Here is a 20,447-nt window from a genome sequence, read left to right as displayed (position 1 = left end):
GTTCACTTTTGCGCGACATGCATTAACGACCCAAACCCTCGCGGCGGCGAACGAGGGATTGAAGCACTGCCGCCAGAACGATGATCGCGGCGGTCGCGAGCAGCTGCATGGCGGGGGTGATGTTGTTGAGCTGCAGGATGTTGGCGAGTGCGCCCAGCATGATGGTGCCGGCGACGGTGCCGACCATGGAGCCGGCGCCGCCGAACAGGCTGGTGCCGCCGATGACCACGGCGGCGATGGCGGTGAGCTCATAGCCCATGCCGTCATTGGCGCTGCCGAAATTGAACTGGCCGGCATGCACGATGCCGGCAAGGGCTGCGGCAAAACCGGTGATGGCATAGACCGAGATCTTCACCATCGAGACCGGCACGCCGGAAATGCGCGCGGCGCGCTCATTGCCGCCGACGGCAAAGACATAGCGGCCGAAGCGCGTGGTGTTGAGCACGATGGTGGCGATTGCCGCAAAGACGATGAAGACCAGGGTCGCCACCGGCACGGTGTTGTTGAACAGACGTTCGCCCAGCACGGCGAACACAGGCGGCGCCAGGCCCGGCCCATCGCCATAGGAAATGTTGATATACTGGTTGCCGGAGACGACCAGCGCCAGGCCGCGCGCAGCCTGCAGGCCGGCCAGCGTGACGATGAAGGGTTCGAGCCGGAAGCGAGTGGAAATGGTGCCCTGGATTGCGCCGAAGACGATGCCCATGACGAGCACGGCGAGGATGGTGGGGATCAGGCCGAAGCCGCCGGAGATCATCATGGATGCGGTGACGACGCTGGAGAGGCCCAGCACCGCGCCGACCGAAAGGTCGATGCCGGCGGTGATGATGACGAAGGTCATGCCGATGGCGATGATGCCAGTCTCCGACACGGCGCGCACGATGTTGGCGATGTTGTCGGGGTTGAGGAACAGGATTTCGCCATGGCGGCGCGGCGAGAAGATGATGCCGCCGATCGCCACCAGCACCAGGCCGATCAGGCTCTGGAAGCGCACGATCAGCGCCAGCGGATCGCGATGCTTTTGAGGCGCAGCCGTCACGGGTGCGCTTGCCGCCAAAATCTTGTCGTCAGACATCAGGCCTCCCTGCCATTTGCCGCGGCCAGCACCGTGTGCTCATCGACGCCGCCCATGAATTCCGCCACATTGCGCCCCTGGCGCAGCACCACGATGCGGTCGCACAGACCGATCAGCTCCGGCATCTCGCTGGACGCCACCAGTATGCCCAGCCCTTGCGCCGCGAGTGCCCTGAGCCGTGCGTAAATTTCGCCCTTGGCGCCGACATCGACGCCACGCGTCGGCTCGTCGAGCAGCAGCAGCCGGGGGTTTCCGAGGATTTCCTTGGCCAGCACCACCTTCTGCTGGTTGCCACCCGACAGCGCGCCGACAGCGATGTCCGGGTTTTTCGGCCGGATGTCGAACTGGCCGAACGACTCTTTCACAGCCTCGGCCTGCCGGCGCGGCGACACCAGCCAGTTCGGCGAGATCCTCGATATGACCGACATCACGAGATTGAGCCCGACCGCCATGCGCAGCATCAGGCCCGAGCCCCTGCGGTCGTCGGTGACGAAGGCGATACCCGCGTGGCGGGCGGCCTTGATGGAATCGAGTTTCACCGGCTTGCCCGATATGGCGACCTCGCCTTCCCAGCGGCCGGACAGGCCGGTGCCGTAGAGCGCGGACAAGAGCTCGGTGCGCCCTGCCCCCATAATGCCCGCGAGGCCGACGATCTCGCCTTCATGGACATCGAGCGACACGCTTGTCGGCGCCTGCCAGCCGGCGCTGTCGCGGGCGAGCCGGAAGCTGGCATCGCGCAGGCTGAGCAGCGGTTTGCCGGCCCCTTTGGCGCGCTGCGGATAAAGTTCGTCCAGCGGACGCCCGACCAGCAGCCGCACCAGCTCGGCCTGCGGCGCATGCGGCTCGGTGATGCCGGCGACACGGCCGTCGCGCATCACCGTCACCCGGTCGGCAATGCCTGGCACTTCCTCCAACCGGTGCGAGATGTAGACGATGCCGACGCCGGTGGCGGCGAGCTTGCGCATGATGTCGAACAGCCGCTCGACTTCGCCCACGGTGAGTGCGGCCGTCGGCTCGTCCATGATCAGCACGCGCGAGGCATAGGACAGCGCCTTGACGATCGCCACCACCTGGCGCTGGCCGATCGACAAATCCGCCACCATCGCCCCTGGATCGATGGCGATCTCGATCGCTTCCAGCCGCTTCTTCGCCTCACGGCGCATCGCCGGCACGTCGAGGAAGCCGCCCGGGCGCATCAGTTCGCGGCCGAGGAAAAGATTGGCCGCGACATCGAGCGACGGCACGAGGTCGAGCTCCTGAAAAATGGTGGCGATGCCGGCGGCCTGCGCTTCGCGCGGATTGTTGAAGCGCACGGGTTTGCCGTCGATCTCGATCGTGCCTTCGTCCGGCGTGTAGACGCCCGACAACAGGTTCATCAGCGTCGACTTGCCGGCGCCGTTTTCGCCGAGCAGCGCGTGGATTTCGCCCGCCTTGAGGTCGAAGTCGACGCCGCGCAACGCCTGCACGCCGCCGAAGCGTTTGACCGCGCCGGTCATCACCAGAAGCGGCGCGGTCATTTCGGCCTCCCGCAGGATTCGCGGGTCTGCAGCGTCGCCTGCAGCCGCACGGCTTGAGGCGGCGCTTCGCTCGAGGCGATGCGGGCGCTGAGCAGCGCCGCGGCCTGGCGGCCGATCTCGGTGCAGGGCTGCTCGACCAGCGTCAGCCGTGGCTCGAAACAGTCGGCCCATTCGAAATCGTCGAAGCCGACCAGCGACAGATCGCGCGGGATGATGAGACCCTTTTCGCGGATGGCGCGGACTGCCCCGATCGTCGTCATGTTGTTGCCGGTGACCAATGCGGTGGGCGGCGTGGGCAGCGACAGGATCGCATGCGTCGATGCGGTCGCCGCCGCCGTGTCGACATTCTCCGGCGAGACATAGTGCGGCAGGGTTTCAAGTCCATTGGCGGCGAGCGAGGCCTGGAACGCCTCGATGCGTTCGCGCGTCGTCGCCAGCCCCGGCTGCCCGGCGATGTAGCCGATGCGCTTGTGGCCGAAGGAGGCGACATGGTCGATCAGCGCGCGCATCGCCGTGTCGTTCTCGACGCCGATCTGGTCGAACCGGTCATCGGCGAAACGGTCGATCAAAACGCACGGCACTTTCTTGTCGGCGAGATAGTCGATGGCCCGTTGCGGCGAGCCCGACGGCGCCAGGATGACGCCGTCGACGCGGCGCTGATGGAAAGCGCGCACCACCTGCAGTTCGCGGTCGGGGTCTTCCTGCGTGTCGGAGAGAAAGACCATCAAGCCGAGGCGCGCGCATTCGGCCTCGACGGCGCAGATGATGTCGGTGAAATAGGGATTGGAGATCGCCGAGATCGCGAGGCCGACGCTGTTGGTGGTTGAGGCCTTCAGCGAGCGCGCCAGCTCGTTGGGCTGATAGCCCATGGCGGCAATGGCGTCGTTGATCAGCTTCGCCTTCTCCAGCGACACGAAGCGCGTGTTGTTGACGACATGCGAGACGGTCGACACCGACACGCCGGCGCGCCGCGCCACTTCAGCCATTGTCGGCAATAAAATGCAGCGCCTGCAAGCGCTCCTCCCTATGCGTTTCCCGTCCGCTCTGATTGGCGGATTTCGGGCGAGCTTAGGGTGATCGAAACGTTTGCGCAATCGATTCGATGGATTTTTTTGTTCTTCCTTCTCCCCTTGTGGGAGAAGGTGGATCGGCGCTTTAGCGCCGAGACGGTTGAGGGGTGTTCCAGCGGAGTGAGGCGTTGGCGTTCCTGCTGCCAAGCAGCGGATGCAGATGAATGTGTGCGTCAAGCTGGAGCACCCCTCATCCGTCCTCGCTTCGCGAGGCCACCTTCTCCCACAAGGGGAGAAGGTAAAGCGCTCAGCGTTCAGCGTCCTGCAAACTCCGCCACCAATGCCTCATACGCCTCGAAGGCCGGCAACGCCTCGTAGCTGTGCACCGCCGGCGTCTGCGCCCAGGGCAGCTTCTCGCTGGTCCATGTCTCGATGAACGGCGTGAACCAGCCGGGTTCGTCGAGCATGGTCGGGCGCAAATTGACGAACCAGTCGAGGCCTTCGGGGCGGGTGAACATCCATGTCATGCAGTAGGCGCAGAAATAGTGTTTTGACACGCCGTGCAGGCCGCCGATCACCGGCTCGCCTTGCGTGATTTCGAAGCCGTCCGAGGGAATGGCGGCGCTCAGCGAATAGGCGCTGGCCGACATGGTCTGGCAGCCGGTGCAATGGCAGGCCATCGTCAAAAGCGGCTTTGCGGAAATTTTCAGCCGCACGCGTCCGCAGCGACAGCCGCCTTCGGCCGGCAAGGTCAGGGTTGGCAAGGCAGCCTCCTGTCTTCGTCGAGATTCGTGCGCTTCAGCTGCCGGTCAGCGCCTTGGTCGTCACCAGCGTGGCGCCGGCATCGGTGAAGTCGGCATTGTACCGGGCGATGATCTCGGCAGCGGTTGCGTCGGGCGTATCCAGCGTGGAATGGGCGTCGGACACGACGGTGACGGCAAGGCCTTCGGCCAAAGCGCCCTTGACGGTGCCGGCGATGCAGAAATCGGTCTGCGCGCCGGCGAGCACGACTTCATCAGCACCCTGCCCGGCCACCCATGCGCCAAGCTCGGGATTGGAAAAGGCGTTGCGCACGGTCTTGGAGAAGGTCGGTTCGTCCTTGGCCTGGCCGAGTTCCGGCCATACCGGCCAACCCGGCTCGCCCGGCGCCAGCGGATCGCCGGCCGGCCCGTCATGCCTGATGAAAGCGACCTTGCGGCCCTCGCGCCGCGCCCAGTCGATCAGGGAGCGGGTGCGCTGGGCAATGCCCGGCGCATCGTGGATCGGCGGCTCGACGCGCCCGTCGAACATGTTGGTCTGGAGATCGATGACGATGAGGGGAGCGAGTTTTGACATGGCGGGAAGATAGCGCGGGTGGTGTGCGGGTCAAGGAGGCGCTTAATCTCCCCCCTTGAGGGGGAGATGGCCGGCAGGCCAGAGGGGGTCGGTTCGACTGGGCTCAACGTACTGCGACAGATGGAGGCTAGCGCTTCACGCGCAGCGACCCCCTCTGTCGCCTTTGGCGACATCTCCCCCTCAAGGGGGGAGATAAGCCTCACCCGATCCCGCCGGTCACGGTATAAGCACCAGCAATGCGTCCATCTTCGAGCCGCACAATCGCAACGACGATCGAACCGTAAGCGCCGCGCCACACACTGTGCGTTCGCTCATGCTCGACAGCTGGCACCACGATGCGACCATGGAAACTTGCGCCGCCTCGCTGCATGGCAACGGGCTCGCCATTGACATGAACCTTGACGCTGGCGCTTTCCACGCCGATGGCAGCTTCGAGTTCGACCGTAACGGCGATCTCTGCCTGATCGCCCAGATCTCTCGTCTCGGCAGCAATCGTGAGCGTCAGCGGCGACGCATCGTTGGCCCTCAATCCATTGCGCGCCGCAAACACATCGTCCGTCAGCGCCGGCGTGCGCGGCGGTGCGGTGCGGCGTCGGGTAGCGCGCTCGTAATCGCCGGCCTGGCGCAGCAGGTCCACATCGTCATAGGCCTTGCCCGCGAAAGTCAGCCCGACCGGCATGCCGATATCGGTCATCGTGCCCATCGGCACAGTGACGGTCGGAATGCCGAGATGGCGCCAGACCAGATTGCCGTTGGCGACCCAGGTGCCGTTGCGCCAGGCAAGGTCTGCCGAGGCTTCGTTGATGTCGGCATCGGCCGGCCCGACATCGGCGACCGCCGGCAGCACCACGGCGTCGAGCCTATTCGCATCCAGCCAGTCCTCGAAATCAATGCGCCGCGTCGCTTCCAGCCCCTTGAGCCCATCGGCCAGCGTGGGGATGTCCCGGAGCGGCGCCACACCCTGCCTGGCCCGGGTGACATAGTCGGCCAGATCGAACCCGTCGTCGCCATAGCGATCCGGCAGCGTGCCCGGCGGCTGCGGGAAGATTTTGGGGCCGTCGACCGAAGCCAGATCGGGGATCGCCGGATCGGCATTGGCGCGCAGAAAATCGTCCCAGCCCCAGATGCAAAGATCCCAGATTTCGCGCTCGGCGAAGGCTTCCGGCACCAGCCCGCGCTCGACCATGGTTTGCGCGCCCGGACGGTCGCGCTCATAGTTGGAGACGACGGGGAAATCGACCTCGACCACTTCGGCGCCGAGCTTTTCCAGATCGCTTGCCGCCTGCCGCCAGAGATCGAGCACCGAGGCGCGGGTCTCGATCGGCTTTGTCGCTCCGTCATCGCGGCCGATATACATTTTCGGCACGCCGAGGCGCTTGCCCTTGAGAGCGCCTTCCAGCGCCAGCCCGGTATAACTTGGCGGCCTGAGATCACCGCTTCTCGGGATCGGCACCCAGGGCTGCGCACGCCAGAAATCGCCGCGTGTCTCCTGATCGTCGGCAACGATCACGTCGAGCAGTTCGAGCATGTCGGCGATGCCGCGCGTGTGAGGCACCACCACATCCATGGTCGGCACCAGCGGCCAGTTGCCCCTGACCGAAATGATGCCGCGCGACGGTGTGTAAGCGACCAGCGCATTGTTGGACGCCGGCGCGCGGCCCGACGACCATGTCTCCTCGCCGAGCCCGAAGGCGGCAAAGCTGGCAGCGGTCGCCGTGCCCGAACCGTTGGACGAGCCGGAGGCGAAGGCGGCGGTCAGGTAGTCGGCATTGTAGGGGCTTTCGGCGCGGCCATAGACGCCGCGCTGCATGCCGCCATTGGCCATTGGCGGCATGTTGGTCAGCCCGATCAGCACCGCGCCGCCGGCTCGCAGCCTGGCAATGGTGAAGGCGTCCTCATTGGCGACGAGATGCTCGAAAGCAGGCGAGCCGGCGGCCACCGTCAGGCCTTTCACCTTGTAGCTGTCCTTGGCGGTGTAGGGGATGCCGTCGAGCGGCCCACGGGTGGCGCCGTTGCGGCGCCGCAGATCGGAGGCCGCGGCCTCCTCAAACATTTTGGGGTTGAGCACCGGTACGGCGTTCAGCGCAATGCCACGGCGGTCGTAATGCGCAATGCGCCGGAGATACGCGCCGACCAGTTCGACGCTGGTGACGGTGCCGTCTTCCAGCGCACGGCGCAGGTCGGCGATCGAGGCTTCTACGAGGTTGAGGTCGGGCATGGGATGCTCGGTTAGCGTTCCTTCACACCCCCCTCTGCCCTGCCTGGCATCTCCCCCGCAAGGGGGGAGATCGGACGTCACGCAAGCTTTCGCCAATCCACCGTCGTTCAAGAGAATGGCGTTGACGCCGAAACTGCTAATCTCCCCCCTTGCGGGGGAGATGGCCGGCAGGCCAGAGGGGGGTGTTCAAGCGCCAGCGGGTCTAGTTTCTCAGCGCCTGCGCGGGCGATTGCCGATAGGCGAGGATCGACGGCACCACCGCGGCCAGGCCCGCCACGACGAGCAGGATCAGCACTGAGCGCATATCCTCCATGCGGAATGTCACCGGCATGGAAAAACCGCTCGCCTCGGCCATCGTGTGCGCGATGGATCGGGCGGCGAGATAGCCGAAGAGGAAACCAAGCAGGACCCCGGCGCCGACGATGACAAAGGTTTCCACCCAGACGATCCCGAACACCACCGCGCGGGGCGCTCCGAAGGCGCGCAGGGCGCCGATCTGATGCCTTCGCTGGAGAACATGGACGATAACGACCAAAAGGATTGCCGCCGCGACGAGGAACTGCGCCCCGGCCGCCACCAAAGAAAGGATGCGCCGGGCATCGCCAAGGGTTCCGAAGAGCCGGGTCAGCACTTCGCCGGGGAAGACCGCCAGCGTGCGGTCGGTGCGGTATTGCTGACGCAGCATGTAGGCGTCGGCGATGGTGTGCGGTTTTACCAGGACGGCGGGCAGGCCGGGCGCCGAGGGATCGAGAACGGCACCGGGGTTGATCGGCGCTTCGAAACCGTGCGGTTCGGCACCGTCTTTTGCGTCAACCTGCTCGACCAGTGCCGCTATTCCAGCTCGTCCATTCTCGTGTTTATGGACATGCCAGACCGCCTCGATCGGCACGATGATCGCCCGGTCCCAAGCTGTGCCGGTAGGGCTGAGGCGGCCGACAATCGTATAGGTGAAATCATTGTGGATTTCGGTCGCCGCATGCAGCTGGCCGTGCGCGGGATGAAAGCGGGCACCGACGCTTTTGGGCACGGCTGCGCCGACCAGCGCATCGCCAAGCAGCGCAAATGTGCGGCCCTCTGAGACGCCGCCCAGTCCATCGACCAGCGCTTGCGTGGTGCCGACGATCGGAAAGTTTTCGACAAAATCGCCAAAACCGACAGGCGCTGCCCAGGCCACCCGCTTGTCCCTGATGAGCCCGGAGAGCACGTCGCCCGGCATCAGCGACAGCGGCGCGGCCTGGAGAAATACCGAGGACAGCACCAGCTGAGTTTCGCTGCCCGGAGCGCCGACCACAAGGTCGAAGGCATCAGCGGCTTGCGCGCTGCCCAGCCGCAGCGCCCGCTCGCTGAGCGTCACCGCAACGCCGAGCGCGGTCGCAAGCGCGATCAGCAAGGCCACGGCAGCCACGCCGAACCAGTGGCGCCTCAGGTCCGCGGCGATGAAGCGGAGCATCGGCTATTCCTTTCCAGCTCAAAACGCTTCATCGCGCATGTCCTGCAATGTCGCTGTGTCGCGCGTCACCTGACCGGCCTCCAGGCGGATGGTCCGATCCAGCCTTTCTATCAGCCGTTTTTCATGACTGGCGACGATGAGGGTGGTTCCCGCCTCGCCGGCCAATTGCAGCAAAAGGTTCGCCACGGCGATACCAGCATCGGCATCGAGGCTGGCGGTCGGCTCGTCGGCGACGACAATGGCCGGTCTGGTGACCAGCGCCCTGGCGACCGCGACCCGCTGCATCTGTCCGCGCGACATGGTTTCGACCGGCTGTCCCGGACGCGAGATTTCGACCCGTTCCAGCAGCCGCAGTCCCTCCGCCTTCAGTTCGGCCGCGGGGCGAACCCTCGACAACCGGCCGGGCAGCAGCACGTTTTCCAGCGCCGACAGGCCGGGGCAGAGATAAAACTCCTGCATGACCAGGCCGACATGGGCGGAACGCCAGCGGTCGCGCCGGGCTTCGGAGAGGCTGGAAAGCTCGGTATCGCTCCAGCGCACCGATCCCTGCCGTATCCTTTCCAGCCCCGTCACGATGTTGATGAACGTTGTCTTGCCCGATCCCGAAGGCCCGGTCACGGCGACTTTCTCGCCGGCCGCGATCTCCAGCGCAGGCACGGCGAGCGCGGGCTTCTCGAGGTCGCGGAAGGAGACCCGCAAATCGCGGACGGACAGGCCGAGCATGATGGCTACGCCGCCCGATAGAAATGCGCATCGACGATGCGCAACAGGCTGACGAAGCCGGTTTCCGGATCGGTCCAGGAGCCGGTTTCCAGCCTGCCGGCCACTTCGATGAGGGCGTTTGCCTGTTCGAAGGTTTGCGCCTGGTCGAGGTAGATGACAACGATGTTGTCCGGCCAATCGGCATCGGATGAGCAGAACGGACAGAGCGCCATCGGAATCTCGGTCAGGACGAAGAATTTCGCCTCGGCCTTGAGCGGCGGCGCCATGAAACCCCGCATGGTCACATCCTGGCCCGCAAGCGTCTTGACCTTGTCGGAGAAGCTCATGCCGAGCACGCCGATCTTGGCGTAGAGGTCATCGAAGGTGAGCGGCGCGGGCGCGGCCGACGCGCGGCGCAAAGCCTGGGAAAGACAGACCGTAGCCGAACCGAGCAGCATGCCGCGACGGGTGATCGGTCTGCACTCCATGATTGCTATTCCCTTGTCGATTGGCGCGGGCGCCGTCAGCGCCAGAACCATCGTCCCTGACCGCTCCATCCGCAAGCGCCGGATGGAGCGGCCGGGATCATCATAGGCTGTGCGGCTCAGTTCGTCGCCGGCGCCAGTCCGAGCGCGTCGGCGAGGACTTTATAGACGTCGCTCTCCTCCATGTAGCCCTTGAAGCCTTCCGCACCCGGACCGGTGGCCTGCAGCACGACGTCATCGACGGCATGGACCGCTGTATCGGCCGACTTCGGCAGATTGCCGATGCGCAGCACGGCGCCGGGCACGTCCTTGTACTTCTCGTTGGCGACATACCGCTTGCTCTCGTTCTGCACCGCCGGCACGAACGGGCCGTCGAGCTTCGGGCGGAACGTCTCGTAATAGTCGGGGAAGTTGGCGCCGAAGATCGCCAGACGACGCGAGACATCGACGCTGTCGGGATAGCCGTCGCTGTTCTTGTCCTCGTAGTTCGGGAAGCCTGCGTCGGCATAGACACCGACCTTGTCGCGCATGTCGGGGCCTGGCTTGCTGTCGTCGATGGTGCCGACGATGGAAACGCTGTGGGTGTGGTCGCCGGTCATCACGATCATCGTGTCGGGATGGGTCTTGGCGAATTCCATCGCAACGCCGACCGCCTTGTCGAATTCGATGACCTCGACCATGGAGCGCTCCCAGTCCATCGGATGCGACATCTTGTCGACCGAGGCACCTTCGACCATCAGGAAGAAGCCTTCGGGGTTCTTTGACAGTTCGCCAAGTGCAACATTGGTCATTTCGACGAGACCCGGCTGATTGGGGAAGGTTTCCACGGTGCCCTTCTTGAGGAAGTCGCGGTCAAGCGTGACATCCATGTTGCCGGTATGGAACAGGCCGAGGATCTTGCCGGTGTTGGTCTTGGCTGCAGCCTCGAGTTCGGTCTTGTCGGTGGCAAGGGCGTATCCGGCATCGCGGAATTTCGCGATGTAGTCAGTGTCGTCCTTGCGCTTGGAGCCGGCCGTGCTCTGCGGCAGGAAATAGGCGGAGCCGCCGCCGAGGATGACGTCGGGCTGCGTCTGGTAGAACATGCCGACGATGTCGGCCTTGTCGCTGCGGCTGCGGGTATGGGAGACGACGGCTGCCGGGGTGGCGTCCTCGATCTCGGCCGTCGAGACGACGCCGATCGACTTCTTGCCGGTGCGCCGCAGAGCCTCGGCGATGGTCTCGACCTTCGGGTCATCCTGGCTCGGCTTGGTGCGGTCGGCATAGACGCCGAGCGCGTTCACCGCCGTCTTGTGGCCGGTCATGTAGGCCGACATGGTGTTGGCGCTGTCGGTGGCGATGGCGTTGGTCGACGACGTGCCGATAAAGGCCATATGGTCGAGATCGTCCATGTTGAGCCGGCCGTTCGCCTTGCCTTCGGTCATGCCCTTGGACATGATCCGCGCACCGGTGCGATGCGCAACGGAGAGGCCGTCGCCAAGCAGGAAGATGACGTTCTTGGCGCGCGGGGTCGCCGAGGTTCCGAACACCTCCCATTTGACGGACTTGGTCTCGTCGCCAGCCTTGGCTTCGATCTCATAGGTGCCGGGCTGGGCGATGCTGGCGGCGCGGATCAAAATGGCGGAGGCATCGACCCCGTCTTCCTTCTCCACGAACTCGACCTTCTTGCCGAGAACCTCCTCGGCCGGCTTGCCGTTGATCGTCACCGTGACCTGGTCGGGGGTGACGACCTTGTCGAATTCGACCTTCAGGTCGAAGGGAGACTGGGCGAGGATCGTGGCGCGGTCGAGAGGATAGATCGTGGCAGCGCCAGCAGCGCTGGCAAGACTTGTCGTAACGGCAAGCGCGATGAGGGGGCGAAGCATAAGTGACCTCCAAAATTGACTGATAAAAGGCAGTTTTTGGTAGTCGTCGCCGATGTCCGTTATATGACAAAACCTCTCCCGGGGCGCTCACATTCCGGGTAGCCCAGAGCCGGTTGAGAGTCAGGATTGAACGAAGCTGCCGATGGGCGCATCGCTGGCCTGCCGGCCATATTTCCGTGCGGGGAATATGCGACCCGATCAGCATCCTCACTGCGGCGCACCGGCAAACAGTATCTCGCCGTCGCCGGTGGCCGGCCAGTCCCTGATGGTGCGGTCGTCGCCGCCGGTCAGCAGCGTTCCGTCGGGCGCGAAGGCGACAGCGTAGATCGGGCCGGTGCGGCTGTCGAACATGGCGATCTGGTTGCCGGTATCGACGTCCCACAGCCGCGCCGTGCCGTCGAGTGAGCCGGAGGCCAGTCGCTTGCCGTCGGCCGACAGCGCCAGCGTGTAGACGGTGCCTTCGTGGCCTTCGAAGCGGCGCAGTTCCCTAAACGTGTCGAGATCCCAGAGCTTGATCGTGTAGTCGCCGCTGCCGGTGATGACGTGATGGCCGTCGGCGGTGAAGACGGCGCCGTAGGTGCCCTGCTCATGGCCGTGCCAGCTGCGCAATTGCTTGCCGCTTTCGACGTCCCAGAATTTCAGCGCGCCGTCGATGGAGCCGCTCAGCGCGCGCGTGCCGTCGGGCGAGATGGCGACAGTGCTGATCGGCCAGTCGTGCCCGGTCATCACATGCAGTGCTGACTTGTTCACCAGGTCCCAGACGATGACGTTGCCGGTGTCGTGACCGCTGATGGCACGCTTGCCGTCCTCGCTGATCGCCAGCTTGCGCACACCGCCATTCTGCCCCGACGAGAACACGTGCAGCACAGTGCCGTCGGCGAGCTTTCGAAGCACGACTTCGCCGTCATCGCCGGCGGTCAGCGCGGTGGCGCCGTCGGGCATGAACAGCGCCGTGCGCGCCATGTCCTTGTGTTCGCCGAGATTGCGGATCAGCCGCTTGCCGGCGATGTCCCAGAGCTTGATCATGCGATCGGTGCTGGCGCTCATGATGTCGCGGCCATCGGCTGACACGGCGAGCCAGACGACGGCGTCGCGGTGACCGTCGGGCTCGGTCGGCAGTGGCGGTTCGGCCGGCGGCAAGGGCGCGACCGTTTCCGGCGGTGTTGGAAGTGCCGCTTGTGGCGGTGTGGCTGGAGCCGGCGGCGGAGTTGCTTCCGGTGGCGGGGTCGCCGGAGCAAGCGCGACTGCGGGCGGCTGTGCCGGCGCCGGAGGCTCCTGCGGTTTGGCTGCCTGCACGGGCGGAGTTGGCTCAGGCGGGATAGCGATCGGCGGCGAACTCGGCGGAGTTGGCGGCGCCGCCAGGTCCGGCGGAACGCCGGCGATATCCTGACCCTTCGGCTCGGCCTTGGGTTCCTTCGGGGCGGCCACCTCGCCGCCCGGAGCGGAGCGATGAACCAGCCATGGGCCGAATCGATCGGCCAGCAGCGCCAGAACGACAATCGCAGGCAGAACCAGGAAGGCTTGCCGCAGCCTCGGCCTGCCGGGGTTTTGCACCTCCGCCGCCCGGCCGAACAGCGGTGCTCCGGACAGGTGGGCCGAACCGCGCGGCAACAGTCCGGCAAAGAACAACAGCGCCCCGACTACACAGACCGCGCCCGCTACCAAAAAGGCCACGGGGCGCATGGACGCGAAGGATGCCGCGATGCTTGCGTCGCCCTGCGCCAGACGCAGCATGGCGAAGCAACCGACGCCGATAACCAGCAAGACCAGCGCGAGCAGCCTGTCGGCACCCCTGTTCATTGGCTCTCTTCCCCCAGGCCGCGTGCTGTGCGGCCGCCCTGTCACGAAACTAGCAACGAAACGCGTAACGCAAAATGCCAAGTATGAAAGTGGCTGACATCACGCTGCTACTTCAATTCCACCCATACCGGCGCGTGGTCGCTGGCGCCGTCCTGCCCGCGAACATCACGATCGATGCCGGCAGCGGTGAGGCGGCGCGCCAGTTTCTTCGACAGCAAAATGTGGTCGAGCCTCAAGCCGGCGTCACGCGGCCAGCGGTTGCGGCGGTAGTCCCAGAATGTGTAGAGCGTCTCCTTGGGATGTTTCTTGCGCAACGCATCCGTCCAGCCCTGATCGAGCAACCGCTGGAACGACGCGCGGCTTTCCGGCTGCACCAGCGCGTTGTCGTCATAGGAGCGGGTGGGGTAGATGTCGCGCGGCTCGGGCACGATGTTGTAGTCGCCGACCAGCGCCACCGGCAGGCCGGTGTCGAACAGCTGTTCGGCATGTGCCTCCAGCCTTTCATGCCAGGCCAGCTTGTACTGGAATTTCGGCCCCGGCTGCGGGTTGCCGTTGGGCGCATAAAGGCAGGCGATGACGACACCATTGACGGCCGCCTCGATGTAGCGGCTCTGCCTGTCGGCGTCATCGCCGGGCAGCGCGTCCGCGGTCAGCACCGGCTCCGATCCTCGCGCCAGTATGGCAACGCCGTTCCAGGTCGGCTCGCCCTTCCACACCGCGCCATAGCCGGCGTCGGCCAACGCCGTGCGCGGAAACTGCGTGTCGCGCGCCTTCAGCTCCTGCAGGCAGACGACATCGGGTTTGGCTGACGCCAGCCATGCCAGCAGGTTTTGCAGCCGGCTGTTGATGTTGTTGACGTTGAAGGAGGCCAGTTTCATTTGGCGATCAGAAGACGATCCGCCCCGCCCACGCCTTCACCGTCTCGGCCAGCGTCTTCAAATGGTCCGCCGTCGAAAACCCCGAAATCGCCTTGCGCGGCTTCAGATCGTGGTCGCCGTCCTCCAGCCAGATCACTTCGATTGCGTGGGAAAGGCCGTAGGTCGCGACCTCTTCCTTCGTGCCGAACTCGTCGCGCGTGCCCTGGAAGATCAGCGTCGGCGTCTTGAGAGCGGCGAGATGTTTGGTCCTGAGTTGCTCCGGCTTGGCCGGCGGATGGAAGGGATAGCCGAGGCAGACGAGGCCTGAAATCTCGCCTTTGGCAAACATCTCGTCGGCGACCATCGAGGCGACGCGCCCGCCCATCGACTTGCCGCCGATGATGAGCTTCCCTGTGACGCCCCTCGCCCTGAGATCGGCGATCGCCTTGATGTATTCCGGGTTCACCGTCTCGGCGCGCGGCGGCGGCTTACGGTGGCCGTAGCGGCGCGCCGCCATATAGTGGAATTCGAAGCGCGCGACCTGGAAGCCGGCCGCGGCCAGCGCCTTGGCCGTGGCGGTCATCGAAGGCGAGTCCATCGACGCGCCGGCGCCATGCGCAAGCAGGATGGTGACAGGGGCGGTGTCGAAGCCGTCGAAGAGGAAGGTGGTCATGGGGCGGCCTTGTTGGAGAGGTCGAGTTCCCACCCACCCCCCTCTGGCCTGCCGGCCATCTCCCCCGCAAGGGGGGAGATCAGCAGCTCATGCGCCCAGCCTTTTCTTGCATCGTTGAAGATTGGCGAAAGCGGGTGAGCGCTTAATCTCCCCCCTTGCGGGGGAGATGTCCGGCAGGACAGAGGGGGGTGTTCACGCGCTAACATCTCACCCCGCCGTACGTGCCAGCTGCATATCCACGAACTGTATCCCCTTTTGCGCCGTGCGGGCCCATTCGCTTTCCGCATCGAGTTCGAGGTAGCGCACCCAGTTCCGCCGTGCCTCTGCCAGATTGCCGGCGTCGAATTCAAGCCGCGCCAGATTGAACACCGGATCGGCGTAAGTCTTGTCGAGCGCGATCGCCTTCTGCAAATGCCGGCGCGCCGACGCTACCTTGCCCTGATCGCTCATCAGCCCGGCGAGGTTGAACCACGCCTCCACGAAGGCCGGGTCGAGCTTTATCGCCCTTGCATAGTCATGAGCGGCCTCGCTGACACGGCCGGCGCCGCGCAGGCAGTTGGCGCGGTTGAAGGCGGCGATGGCGTCGCTCGGATCGATGCTGAGGCAGCGCTGGTAAAGGGTCGCGGCCTGCTCATGGTCGCCTTGCTCCTCTACCGCTTCCGCTTCGGCGAACAGGTCCTCCAGCGTGTCGTCCCCAGTTGCACTCGCACCGCCGAGATCGAACAGCAGCTGGCCGTCGAGCTCGCTCTGGCCGTCCTCGAGATAGATCGCGTCGGGCCGGCCATGCTGCGACCCGACTTTGAGCGACTTGGCGGTGAGCGAGGCGACCGGGCCGGAGCGGTGCACGGAGCGCGCAATCGCGTCCCACGAGGCGCCGCCGGCGACCAGCCCGGCATATTTGCGGGCGAGGATCAGGTCGCGGAAGGAATAGGGTTCGCCATCATGCTCGAAAGCGTCGAACAGGCTGAGCAGGTCGAGATCGGCGCCCGACAGTTTCGACTGGTCGATGAGCGACTGCCTGGACAGCGACGACGCCTCGGGCGCCTTCATCAAGCCGAGCAGGCGCAGAAAGCCGTTCTCGCTGAGGAGTGTGCGGCCGGCGGCGCGTTCGGCCGCGACACGGCGCTCGATTTCGGTATCGCCACCCTTTGCCACACCCGCCTTGGCGAGCAGCGTGCGCCCGAACACGACATGGCTGGTGCGCCTGGTGACGCCGCGCCGCAGCTGGCCGTGCCGACGTTCGACCTCGCGCGCGGCCAGCCGCAACGGAAACGCCGCCAGGGCGCCGATGCTGCCGAAGACGGCGCCGGGGATTATACCGGTAGGCGCCGTCACCCTTTGCTCTTGCCGACGGCCTTGAGCAGGTTGGCCTTCAACGGGTTTTCCTTGGCTGCGCCGGCCTTACCCTTGGCGGCTGGCTTTTCAGCCTCGTCAGCCTTGCTCTTCGACTTGGCGGGCGGCTTGGCGGACTGCGAGAGGCTGGCCTTGAGCGCATCCATCAGGTTGATGACGTTGCCGCGTTCGGGAGCCGCCGCGATGATCGGCTTGTGACCTTTGAGCTTCTCGCGGATCATCTGCATCAGCGCGACCTCGTAGCGGTCCTCGTAGTTCTTCGGGTCGAAGGTGGTTTCTTTCTGCTTGATCAGCGCTTCGGCCAATTGCAGCATTTCGGGGTCGGGCTTGCCGGCCGGGATGTTGCCGAAATATTCAGCGGTACCACGCACTTCGTTCGGGTTCCTCAAGGTGCACACGAACATGCCGTTTTCGCGCGCGCCGATCGTCACCACGCGCTCGCGGCTGGACAGGACCAGGCGGGCAATCGCCAGCTTGCCGGACTTGCGCATCGCTTCGCGCAACACGGCGAAGGTCTCCTCGGCCATGGCGCCGTCGGGCGCCATGTAGTAGGGCGCGTCCTGATAGATGACGTCGACCTCGTCTTCATCGACGAAAGCCTCGATGTTCATCGTGTGGTTGGATTCTATGCGCACCGCTTCGAGGTCGGCATCATCGATGATGATGTACTGCTTGTCCTCGTACTCGTAGCCCTTGACCAGATCCGAACGCTCGACCAAGCCCAGTTCAGGGTCGACGGGCTTCATGTTGATGCGGTTGTGGGTCTTCTTGTGCAGCTGATTGAACGTGATGCGCTCGCTGGTCGTCGTTGCCGGATAGAGCCGGACCGGACAGCTGACGAGGCTGAGCTTGAGGTAACCTTTCCAACTTGCCCTGGGCGCCATGAACTCTCTCCTACGCGGCCACGCACTGACATTTTGCTTGAGCACGATCTTATCCGAAAACCGGTTTCCACTTTTCGGGATCATGCTCTGTGCAGCGCTTTTCGTCCGTAGGACGATTGGCGCCGAGGAAATCCTACACCAGCCCCAAACATACCGGCAAATTCCTGACGAAACCTTCCAGGCGGGTTGGAGGGGCGCTTAAAGGCAGAATAATTCAAATTGTCGGAAGCGTCGATGACTTGGAGTCCTCTCCCCGTTCACGGGGGCGAGGAAACCTAGGTCTTGAAAGCCGGCAAATCCCGGGCGAAATCCTCCATGTCCGCCCAGGGGTCGCCCGACGTCGCCAACAGCCCCGGCAGCGAGGAGTAGTTCAGATCCTGCGGCGCATCGATCGTCTCTAGGTCGCTCCAACTCACCGGCGTCGAGGCCGGCAGGTTGGTACGGGCGCGCAGCGAATAGGGGGCTGCGGAGGTGTGGCCGCGCGCGTTGCGGTGGTAGTCGATGAAGATACGCCGCTTGCGGTTCTCCTTGCCCATGGTGGTGGTGAAGGTGTCTGGGGCAGTGGCCGCGAGATGGGTGGAGATGGCGCTGGTCGCCTGATGCAGCTTTTTCCAATTCTGCTTTTGCGTCACCGGCACCGTGATATGGATGCCGCTGCCGCCTGATGTCTTGGCGAACGGCACCAGCCCCAGCTTCTCCAGTTCGCCCTTGATGTGGACGGCGGCCTCGACCACTTCGCGCCAGGCAATGCCTTCGCCCGGATCGAGGTCGAAGACGATCAAATCGGGCTTGTCGAGGCTGGTGCGGTGGGCGCCCCAGGTGTGGAACTCGACGACGCCGAATTGCGCCAGCGCCAGATAGCCCTTGGCGCCCTCGACCGACAGGAAGGATTTGGTCTCGCCTTCGGAATTGACGGTTTCGAACGTCACCACCGAGGGTGGCATTCCGGTGAAGGCGTGACGCTGGAAGAAGCAGTCCTTCGGCAGGCCGGTCGGGCAGCGCACCAGCGACACCGGGCGACCCATAATGTGTGGCAGCATGAAATCGCCGACCAGCGCGTAATAGACGGCGATGTCGAGCTTGGTCGGCCCGGTCTTGCCGAACAGCCGGCGCTCCGGATTGGTCACCCAGATGGTGGCGAGATCGGCCTCGGCGATCAGCCGCTTGCGCTTGGGTGACACCGGCGTCGACAGGCCGACATCGCGCAAGCCACGAAACACACCGTGGCGCAGGGAATTGTCCGCCGTGCGGTTGGCATAGTGGATGCGGGCCGACAGCATTGGCCGCACCCATTTCATCTCCCGCATGATCTCGCGCGGCACGCCCTCGGGTGGCGTCGCGCCATCGCGCAGCGGCTCCAGCCGCGCCAGCAATTCGGCAGCCGTCGCGGCATCGAAGCCGGTGCCGACCTTGCCGCGATAGTGCAGTTCGCCATCCTCGAATTCGGCCATGCCGAGCGCGGCCAGCCCTTCGGCCGCGTCGGAGATGGTATAGCCGGCGATGACGAAATCGCCCTTCTGCAGCGCCTTGACCTTGGTCCAGCTCTTGGTGCGGCCGCTCTGGTATGTCGCGTTGGCGCGCTTGGAGACGATACCTTCCAGCCCGTGTTCGGTCGCCTGGTCGTAAAGCCCCTGCCCGTCGCCCTCGACATGATCGCTCAGCTGGATGGCGGAGTTGGCGCCCATCCCTGCGAGCAGCTCCGCGAGCAACGCCTTGCGCCTTGCGAGCGGTGCCTTGCGCAGATCCCAGCCGTCGAGATGCAGCAGGTCGAAGGCGTAGAAATGCAATTTGCTGCCCGCACCCGCCGACAGCGCATCCTGCAGCAGGGCGAAACGCGAAATGCCCTTCTCGTCCAGCACCATGATCTCGCCGTCGATGATTGCCTGGCTGAGCGGCAGGCGCGAGAAGGCTTGCGGCAGGTCGCCATAGCGCTTCGTCCAATCGATGCCGCCGCGCGTGATCAGCCGGACCTCGCCATCGACGATATGCGCCATGGTGCGATAGCCGTCGAATTTTATTTCGTGCAGCCAGAGCTCGCCCGTATCCTCCAACGGCCCGCCCGGTGGTTTCGGCACCTGGGTTGCGAGTTGCGGCTCGATGCGCGACGGCGGATCGCCTTTCACCGCGCCAGGCAGAGCGCCAGGTTTCAGCGCGCCGGGTTTCGGCGGCAGGCGGGCCGGCTTTTTCGGCGGCGCCACCAGCTCCTCGATGCGCTTGCCGGATTTCACGCTTTCCGGCCGCGCTTCCAGAATGTCGAGGCTGGTGTCGGCGGCGAGATCGCGTTCCTTGAACAGCAGCCAGTTTTTCTTCTCGCTGTCTTCGCCGGGCTTCGGCTTCAGCCGGGTCAGCATCCAGCCGCCATTGAGTTTCTCGCCCGCGAGCCGGAACTTGAACGCACCGGTGCGCAGGCTCTTTTCGACATCGTCCATCGGCGCCCAGGTGCCGGTGTCCCAGACGATCATCGGCCCGCCGCCATATTCGCCTTCGGGAATGACGCCTTCGAAGTCGATATATTCGAGCGGATGGTCCTCGGTCTCGACCGCGAGCCTTTTGTCGGCCGGGTTGAGCGAGGGCCCGCGCGGCACCGCCCAGCTTTTCAGCACGCCGCCGACCTGCAGGCGCAAATCGTAATGGTCTGCGGTGGCGTGATGCTTGTGGACGACGAAGCGGTTGCCATCGCCTGAAACCAGCCCGCCCGCCGGTTCCGGCGTTTTCGAAAATTCGCGCTTGGCGCGATAGGCTCTGAGCTTGGGCGGGGCGGTCATGTCCGCATGCTAGGCGGGATGCGGTCGGTGCTCAATCGATGGCAGCTCAATCGTCGGTGGCCGGCGTCAGGTCGAGCTCGGCCGGGGAAAGACCGCCCTGAAGCTGGCTCAGCCGGAACTCGTCGACCCAGTAGGCTTCGCCATCGACCAGCACGCGGGCAGAGTAGACGCCGCCGGAAAAGCTTTGCGCGGTGACATACACCTTGTGGCGATCGAGCGCCTTGCGCACGGCGGCGCGCTTGGAATTCTGGCTGGAAACAGGACTGACCATCCGACGCTCATACACAACAGCCACAGGATATAACGGCTACCCAAGGATGCTGGAGTTCAGGTGCTCTGTCAATTTTGACAGCTTGTCGGCGTCAGGCAGCCTTCCGCTGTATCAGACTGGCCAGAACGGTGCGCATTCCCGAATACGATGGGCCGCCAATTTTCACTTCCCAATCTGTGTTGCGTTTCCG

The 20,447-nt window shown here is 64.9% G+C and carries 17 protein-coding genes; all 17 read right to left on the bottom strand.

Translation table 11 applies throughout. The features are described from left to right. Positions 1-22: 22 nt before the first annotated feature. Positions 23-1,075: an ABC transporter permease gene (locus tag AC04SG_RS18780; protein ID WP_488552250.1), complete on the bottom strand. Its 1,053-nt coding sequence runs from the start codon at positions 1,073-1,075 to the stop codon at positions 23-25. After that, positions 1,075-2,592, bottom strand: coding sequence for a sugar ABC transporter ATP-binding protein (locus AC04SG_RS18775; RefSeq protein ID WP_488552249.1), 1,518 nt, complete (start codon positions 2,590-2,592; stop codon positions 1,075-1,077). The genes AC04SG_RS18780 and AC04SG_RS18775 overlap by 1 nt, the downstream gene beginning before the upstream one ends. After that, complete coding sequence (locus AC04SG_RS18770) at positions 2,589-3,587, bottom strand: LacI family DNA-binding transcriptional regulator (protein ID WP_488552248.1); 999 nt, start codon at positions 3,585-3,587, stop codon at positions 2,589-2,591. The genes AC04SG_RS18775 and AC04SG_RS18770 overlap by 4 nt, the downstream gene beginning before the upstream one ends. A gap of 329 nt (positions 3,588-3,916) precedes the next feature. After that, positions 3,917-4,366 carry a GFA family protein gene (locus AC04SG_RS18765; protein WP_488552247.1) on the bottom strand — a complete coding sequence of 150 codons (450 nt, stop codon included), beginning with the start codon at positions 4,364-4,366 and terminating at the stop codon, positions 3,917-3,919. A gap of 34 nt (positions 4,367-4,400) precedes the next feature. Further along, entirely contained in the window at positions 4,401-4,937 is a 537-nt protein-coding gene (locus tag AC04SG_RS18760) for an isochorismatase family protein (RefSeq protein WP_192249043.1), read from the bottom strand. Positions 4,938-5,136: 199 nt separating this feature from the next. Next, positions 5,137-7,155: an amidase gene (locus AC04SG_RS18755; RefSeq protein WP_488552246.1), complete on the bottom strand. Its 2,019-nt coding sequence runs from the start codon at positions 7,153-7,155 to the stop codon at positions 5,137-5,139. A 202-nt stretch (positions 7,156-7,357) separates the two neighbouring features. Further along, positions 7,358-8,605: an ABC transporter permease gene (locus tag AC04SG_RS18750; protein WP_488552245.1), complete on the bottom strand. Its 1,248-nt coding sequence runs from the start codon at positions 8,603-8,605 to the stop codon at positions 7,358-7,360. An 18-nt stretch (positions 8,606-8,623) separates the two neighbouring features. Then, complete coding sequence (locus AC04SG_RS18745) at positions 8,624-9,328, bottom strand: ABC transporter ATP-binding protein (RefSeq protein ID WP_488552244.1); 705 nt, start codon at positions 9,326-9,328, stop codon at positions 8,624-8,626. Positions 9,329-9,333: 5 nt separating this feature from the next. Next, on the bottom strand, positions 9,334-9,795 hold the full coding sequence (locus AC04SG_RS18740) for a hypothetical protein (RefSeq protein ID WP_436259345.1): 462 nt from the start codon (positions 9,793-9,795) through the stop codon (positions 9,334-9,336). A gap of 116 nt (positions 9,796-9,911) precedes the next feature. After that, positions 9,912-11,654, bottom strand: a complete 1,743-nt coding sequence (locus tag AC04SG_RS18735) for an alkaline phosphatase (protein WP_488552243.1) — start codon at positions 11,652-11,654, stop codon at positions 9,912-9,914. Between the two features lie 207 nt (positions 11,655-11,861). Next, complete coding sequence (locus tag AC04SG_RS18730) at positions 11,862-13,454, bottom strand: WD40 repeat domain-containing protein (RefSeq protein ID WP_488552242.1); 1,593 nt, start codon at positions 13,452-13,454, stop codon at positions 11,862-11,864. 107 nt (positions 13,455-13,561) lie between these two features. After that, complete coding sequence (locus tag AC04SG_RS18725) at positions 13,562-14,332, bottom strand: exodeoxyribonuclease III (protein ID WP_488552241.1); 771 nt, start codon at positions 14,330-14,332, stop codon at positions 13,562-13,564. Between the two features lie 7 nt (positions 14,333-14,339). Then, positions 14,340-14,984, bottom strand: coding sequence for an alpha/beta hydrolase family protein (locus tag AC04SG_RS18720; protein ID WP_488552240.1), 645 nt, complete (start codon positions 14,982-14,984; stop codon positions 14,340-14,342). 207 nt (positions 14,985-15,191) lie between these two features. Next, positions 15,192-16,319, bottom strand: coding sequence for a tetratricopeptide repeat protein (locus AC04SG_RS18715; RefSeq protein WP_488552239.1), 1,128 nt, complete (start codon positions 16,317-16,319; stop codon positions 15,192-15,194). Further along, positions 16,316-17,221 carry a non-homologous end joining protein Ku gene (gene ku, locus AC04SG_RS18710; RefSeq protein WP_192249027.1) on the bottom strand — a complete coding sequence of 302 codons (906 nt, stop codon included), beginning with the start codon at positions 17,219-17,221 and terminating at the stop codon, positions 16,316-16,318. The genes AC04SG_RS18715 and ku overlap by 4 nt, the downstream gene beginning before the upstream one ends. A 275-nt stretch (positions 17,222-17,496) precedes the next feature. Then, positions 17,497-19,986, bottom strand: coding sequence for a DNA ligase D (gene ligD / locus AC04SG_RS18705; RefSeq protein ID WP_488552238.1), 2,490 nt, complete (start codon positions 19,984-19,986; stop codon positions 17,497-17,499). A 46-nt stretch (positions 19,987-20,032) separates the two neighbouring features. Then, on the bottom strand, positions 20,033-20,257 hold the full coding sequence (locus AC04SG_RS18700) for a hypothetical protein (protein WP_192249025.1): 225 nt from the start codon (positions 20,255-20,257) through the stop codon (positions 20,033-20,035). Positions 20,258-20,447 lie beyond the last annotated feature (190 nt).

The organism is Mesorhizobium sp. CNPSo 4684 (assembly GCF_057784315.1).
Note: the sequence above shows the minus strand (reverse complement) of the source record. Positions and strands in the feature narration are given on the sequence as shown.

Excerpts from the sequence above, each read along its gene's own strand:
- AC04SG_RS18735 (WP_488552243.1), bottom strand. The coding sequence starts at position 11,654 with ATGCTTCGCCCCCTCATCGCGCTTGCCGTTACGACAAGTCTTGCCAGC.
- AC04SG_RS18725 (WP_488552241.1), bottom strand. The coding sequence starts at position 14,332 with ATGAAACTGGCCTCCTTCAACGTCAACAACATCAACAGCCGGCTGCAA.
- AC04SG_RS18760 (WP_192249043.1), bottom strand. The coding sequence starts at position 4,937 with ATGTCAAAACTCGCTCCCCTCATCGTCATCGATCTCCAGACCAACATG.
- AC04SG_RS18780 (WP_488552250.1), bottom strand. The coding sequence starts at position 1,075 with ATGTCTGACGACAAGATTTTGGCGGCAAGCGCACCCGTGACGGCTGCG.
- AC04SG_RS18700 (WP_192249025.1), bottom strand. The coding sequence starts at position 20,257 with ATGGTCAGTCCTGTTTCCAGCCAGAATTCCAAGCGCGCCGCCGTGCGC.
- ku (WP_192249027.1), bottom strand. The coding sequence starts at position 17,221 with ATGGCGCCCAGGGCAAGTTGGAAAGGTTACCTCAAGCTCAGCCTCGTC.
- AC04SG_RS18730 (WP_488552242.1), bottom strand. The coding sequence starts at position 13,454 with ATGAACAGGGGTGCCGACAGGCTGCTCGCGCTGGTCTTGCTGGTTATC.
- AC04SG_RS18775 (WP_488552249.1), bottom strand. The coding sequence starts at position 2,592 with ATGACCGCGCCGCTTCTGGTGATGACCGGCGCGGTCAAACGCTTCGGC.
- ligD (WP_488552238.1), bottom strand. The coding sequence starts at position 19,986 with ATGACCGCCCCGCCCAAGCTCAGAGCCTATCGCGCCAAGCGCGAATTT.
- AC04SG_RS18740 (WP_436259345.1), bottom strand. The coding sequence starts at position 9,795 with ATGGAGTGCAGACCGATCACCCGTCGCGGCATGCTGCTCGGTTCGGCT.
- AC04SG_RS18745 (WP_488552244.1), bottom strand. The coding sequence starts at position 9,328 with ATGCTCGGCCTGTCCGTCCGCGATTTGCGGGTCTCCTTCCGCGACCTC.
- AC04SG_RS18755 (WP_488552246.1), bottom strand. The coding sequence starts at position 7,155 with ATGCCCGACCTCAACCTCGTAGAAGCCTCGATCGCCGACCTGCGCCGT.
- AC04SG_RS18750 (WP_488552245.1), bottom strand. The coding sequence starts at position 8,605 with ATGCTCCGCTTCATCGCCGCGGACCTGAGGCGCCACTGGTTCGGCGTG.
- AC04SG_RS18720 (WP_488552240.1), bottom strand. The coding sequence starts at position 14,984 with ATGACCACCTTCCTCTTCGACGGCTTCGACACCGCCCCTGTCACCATC.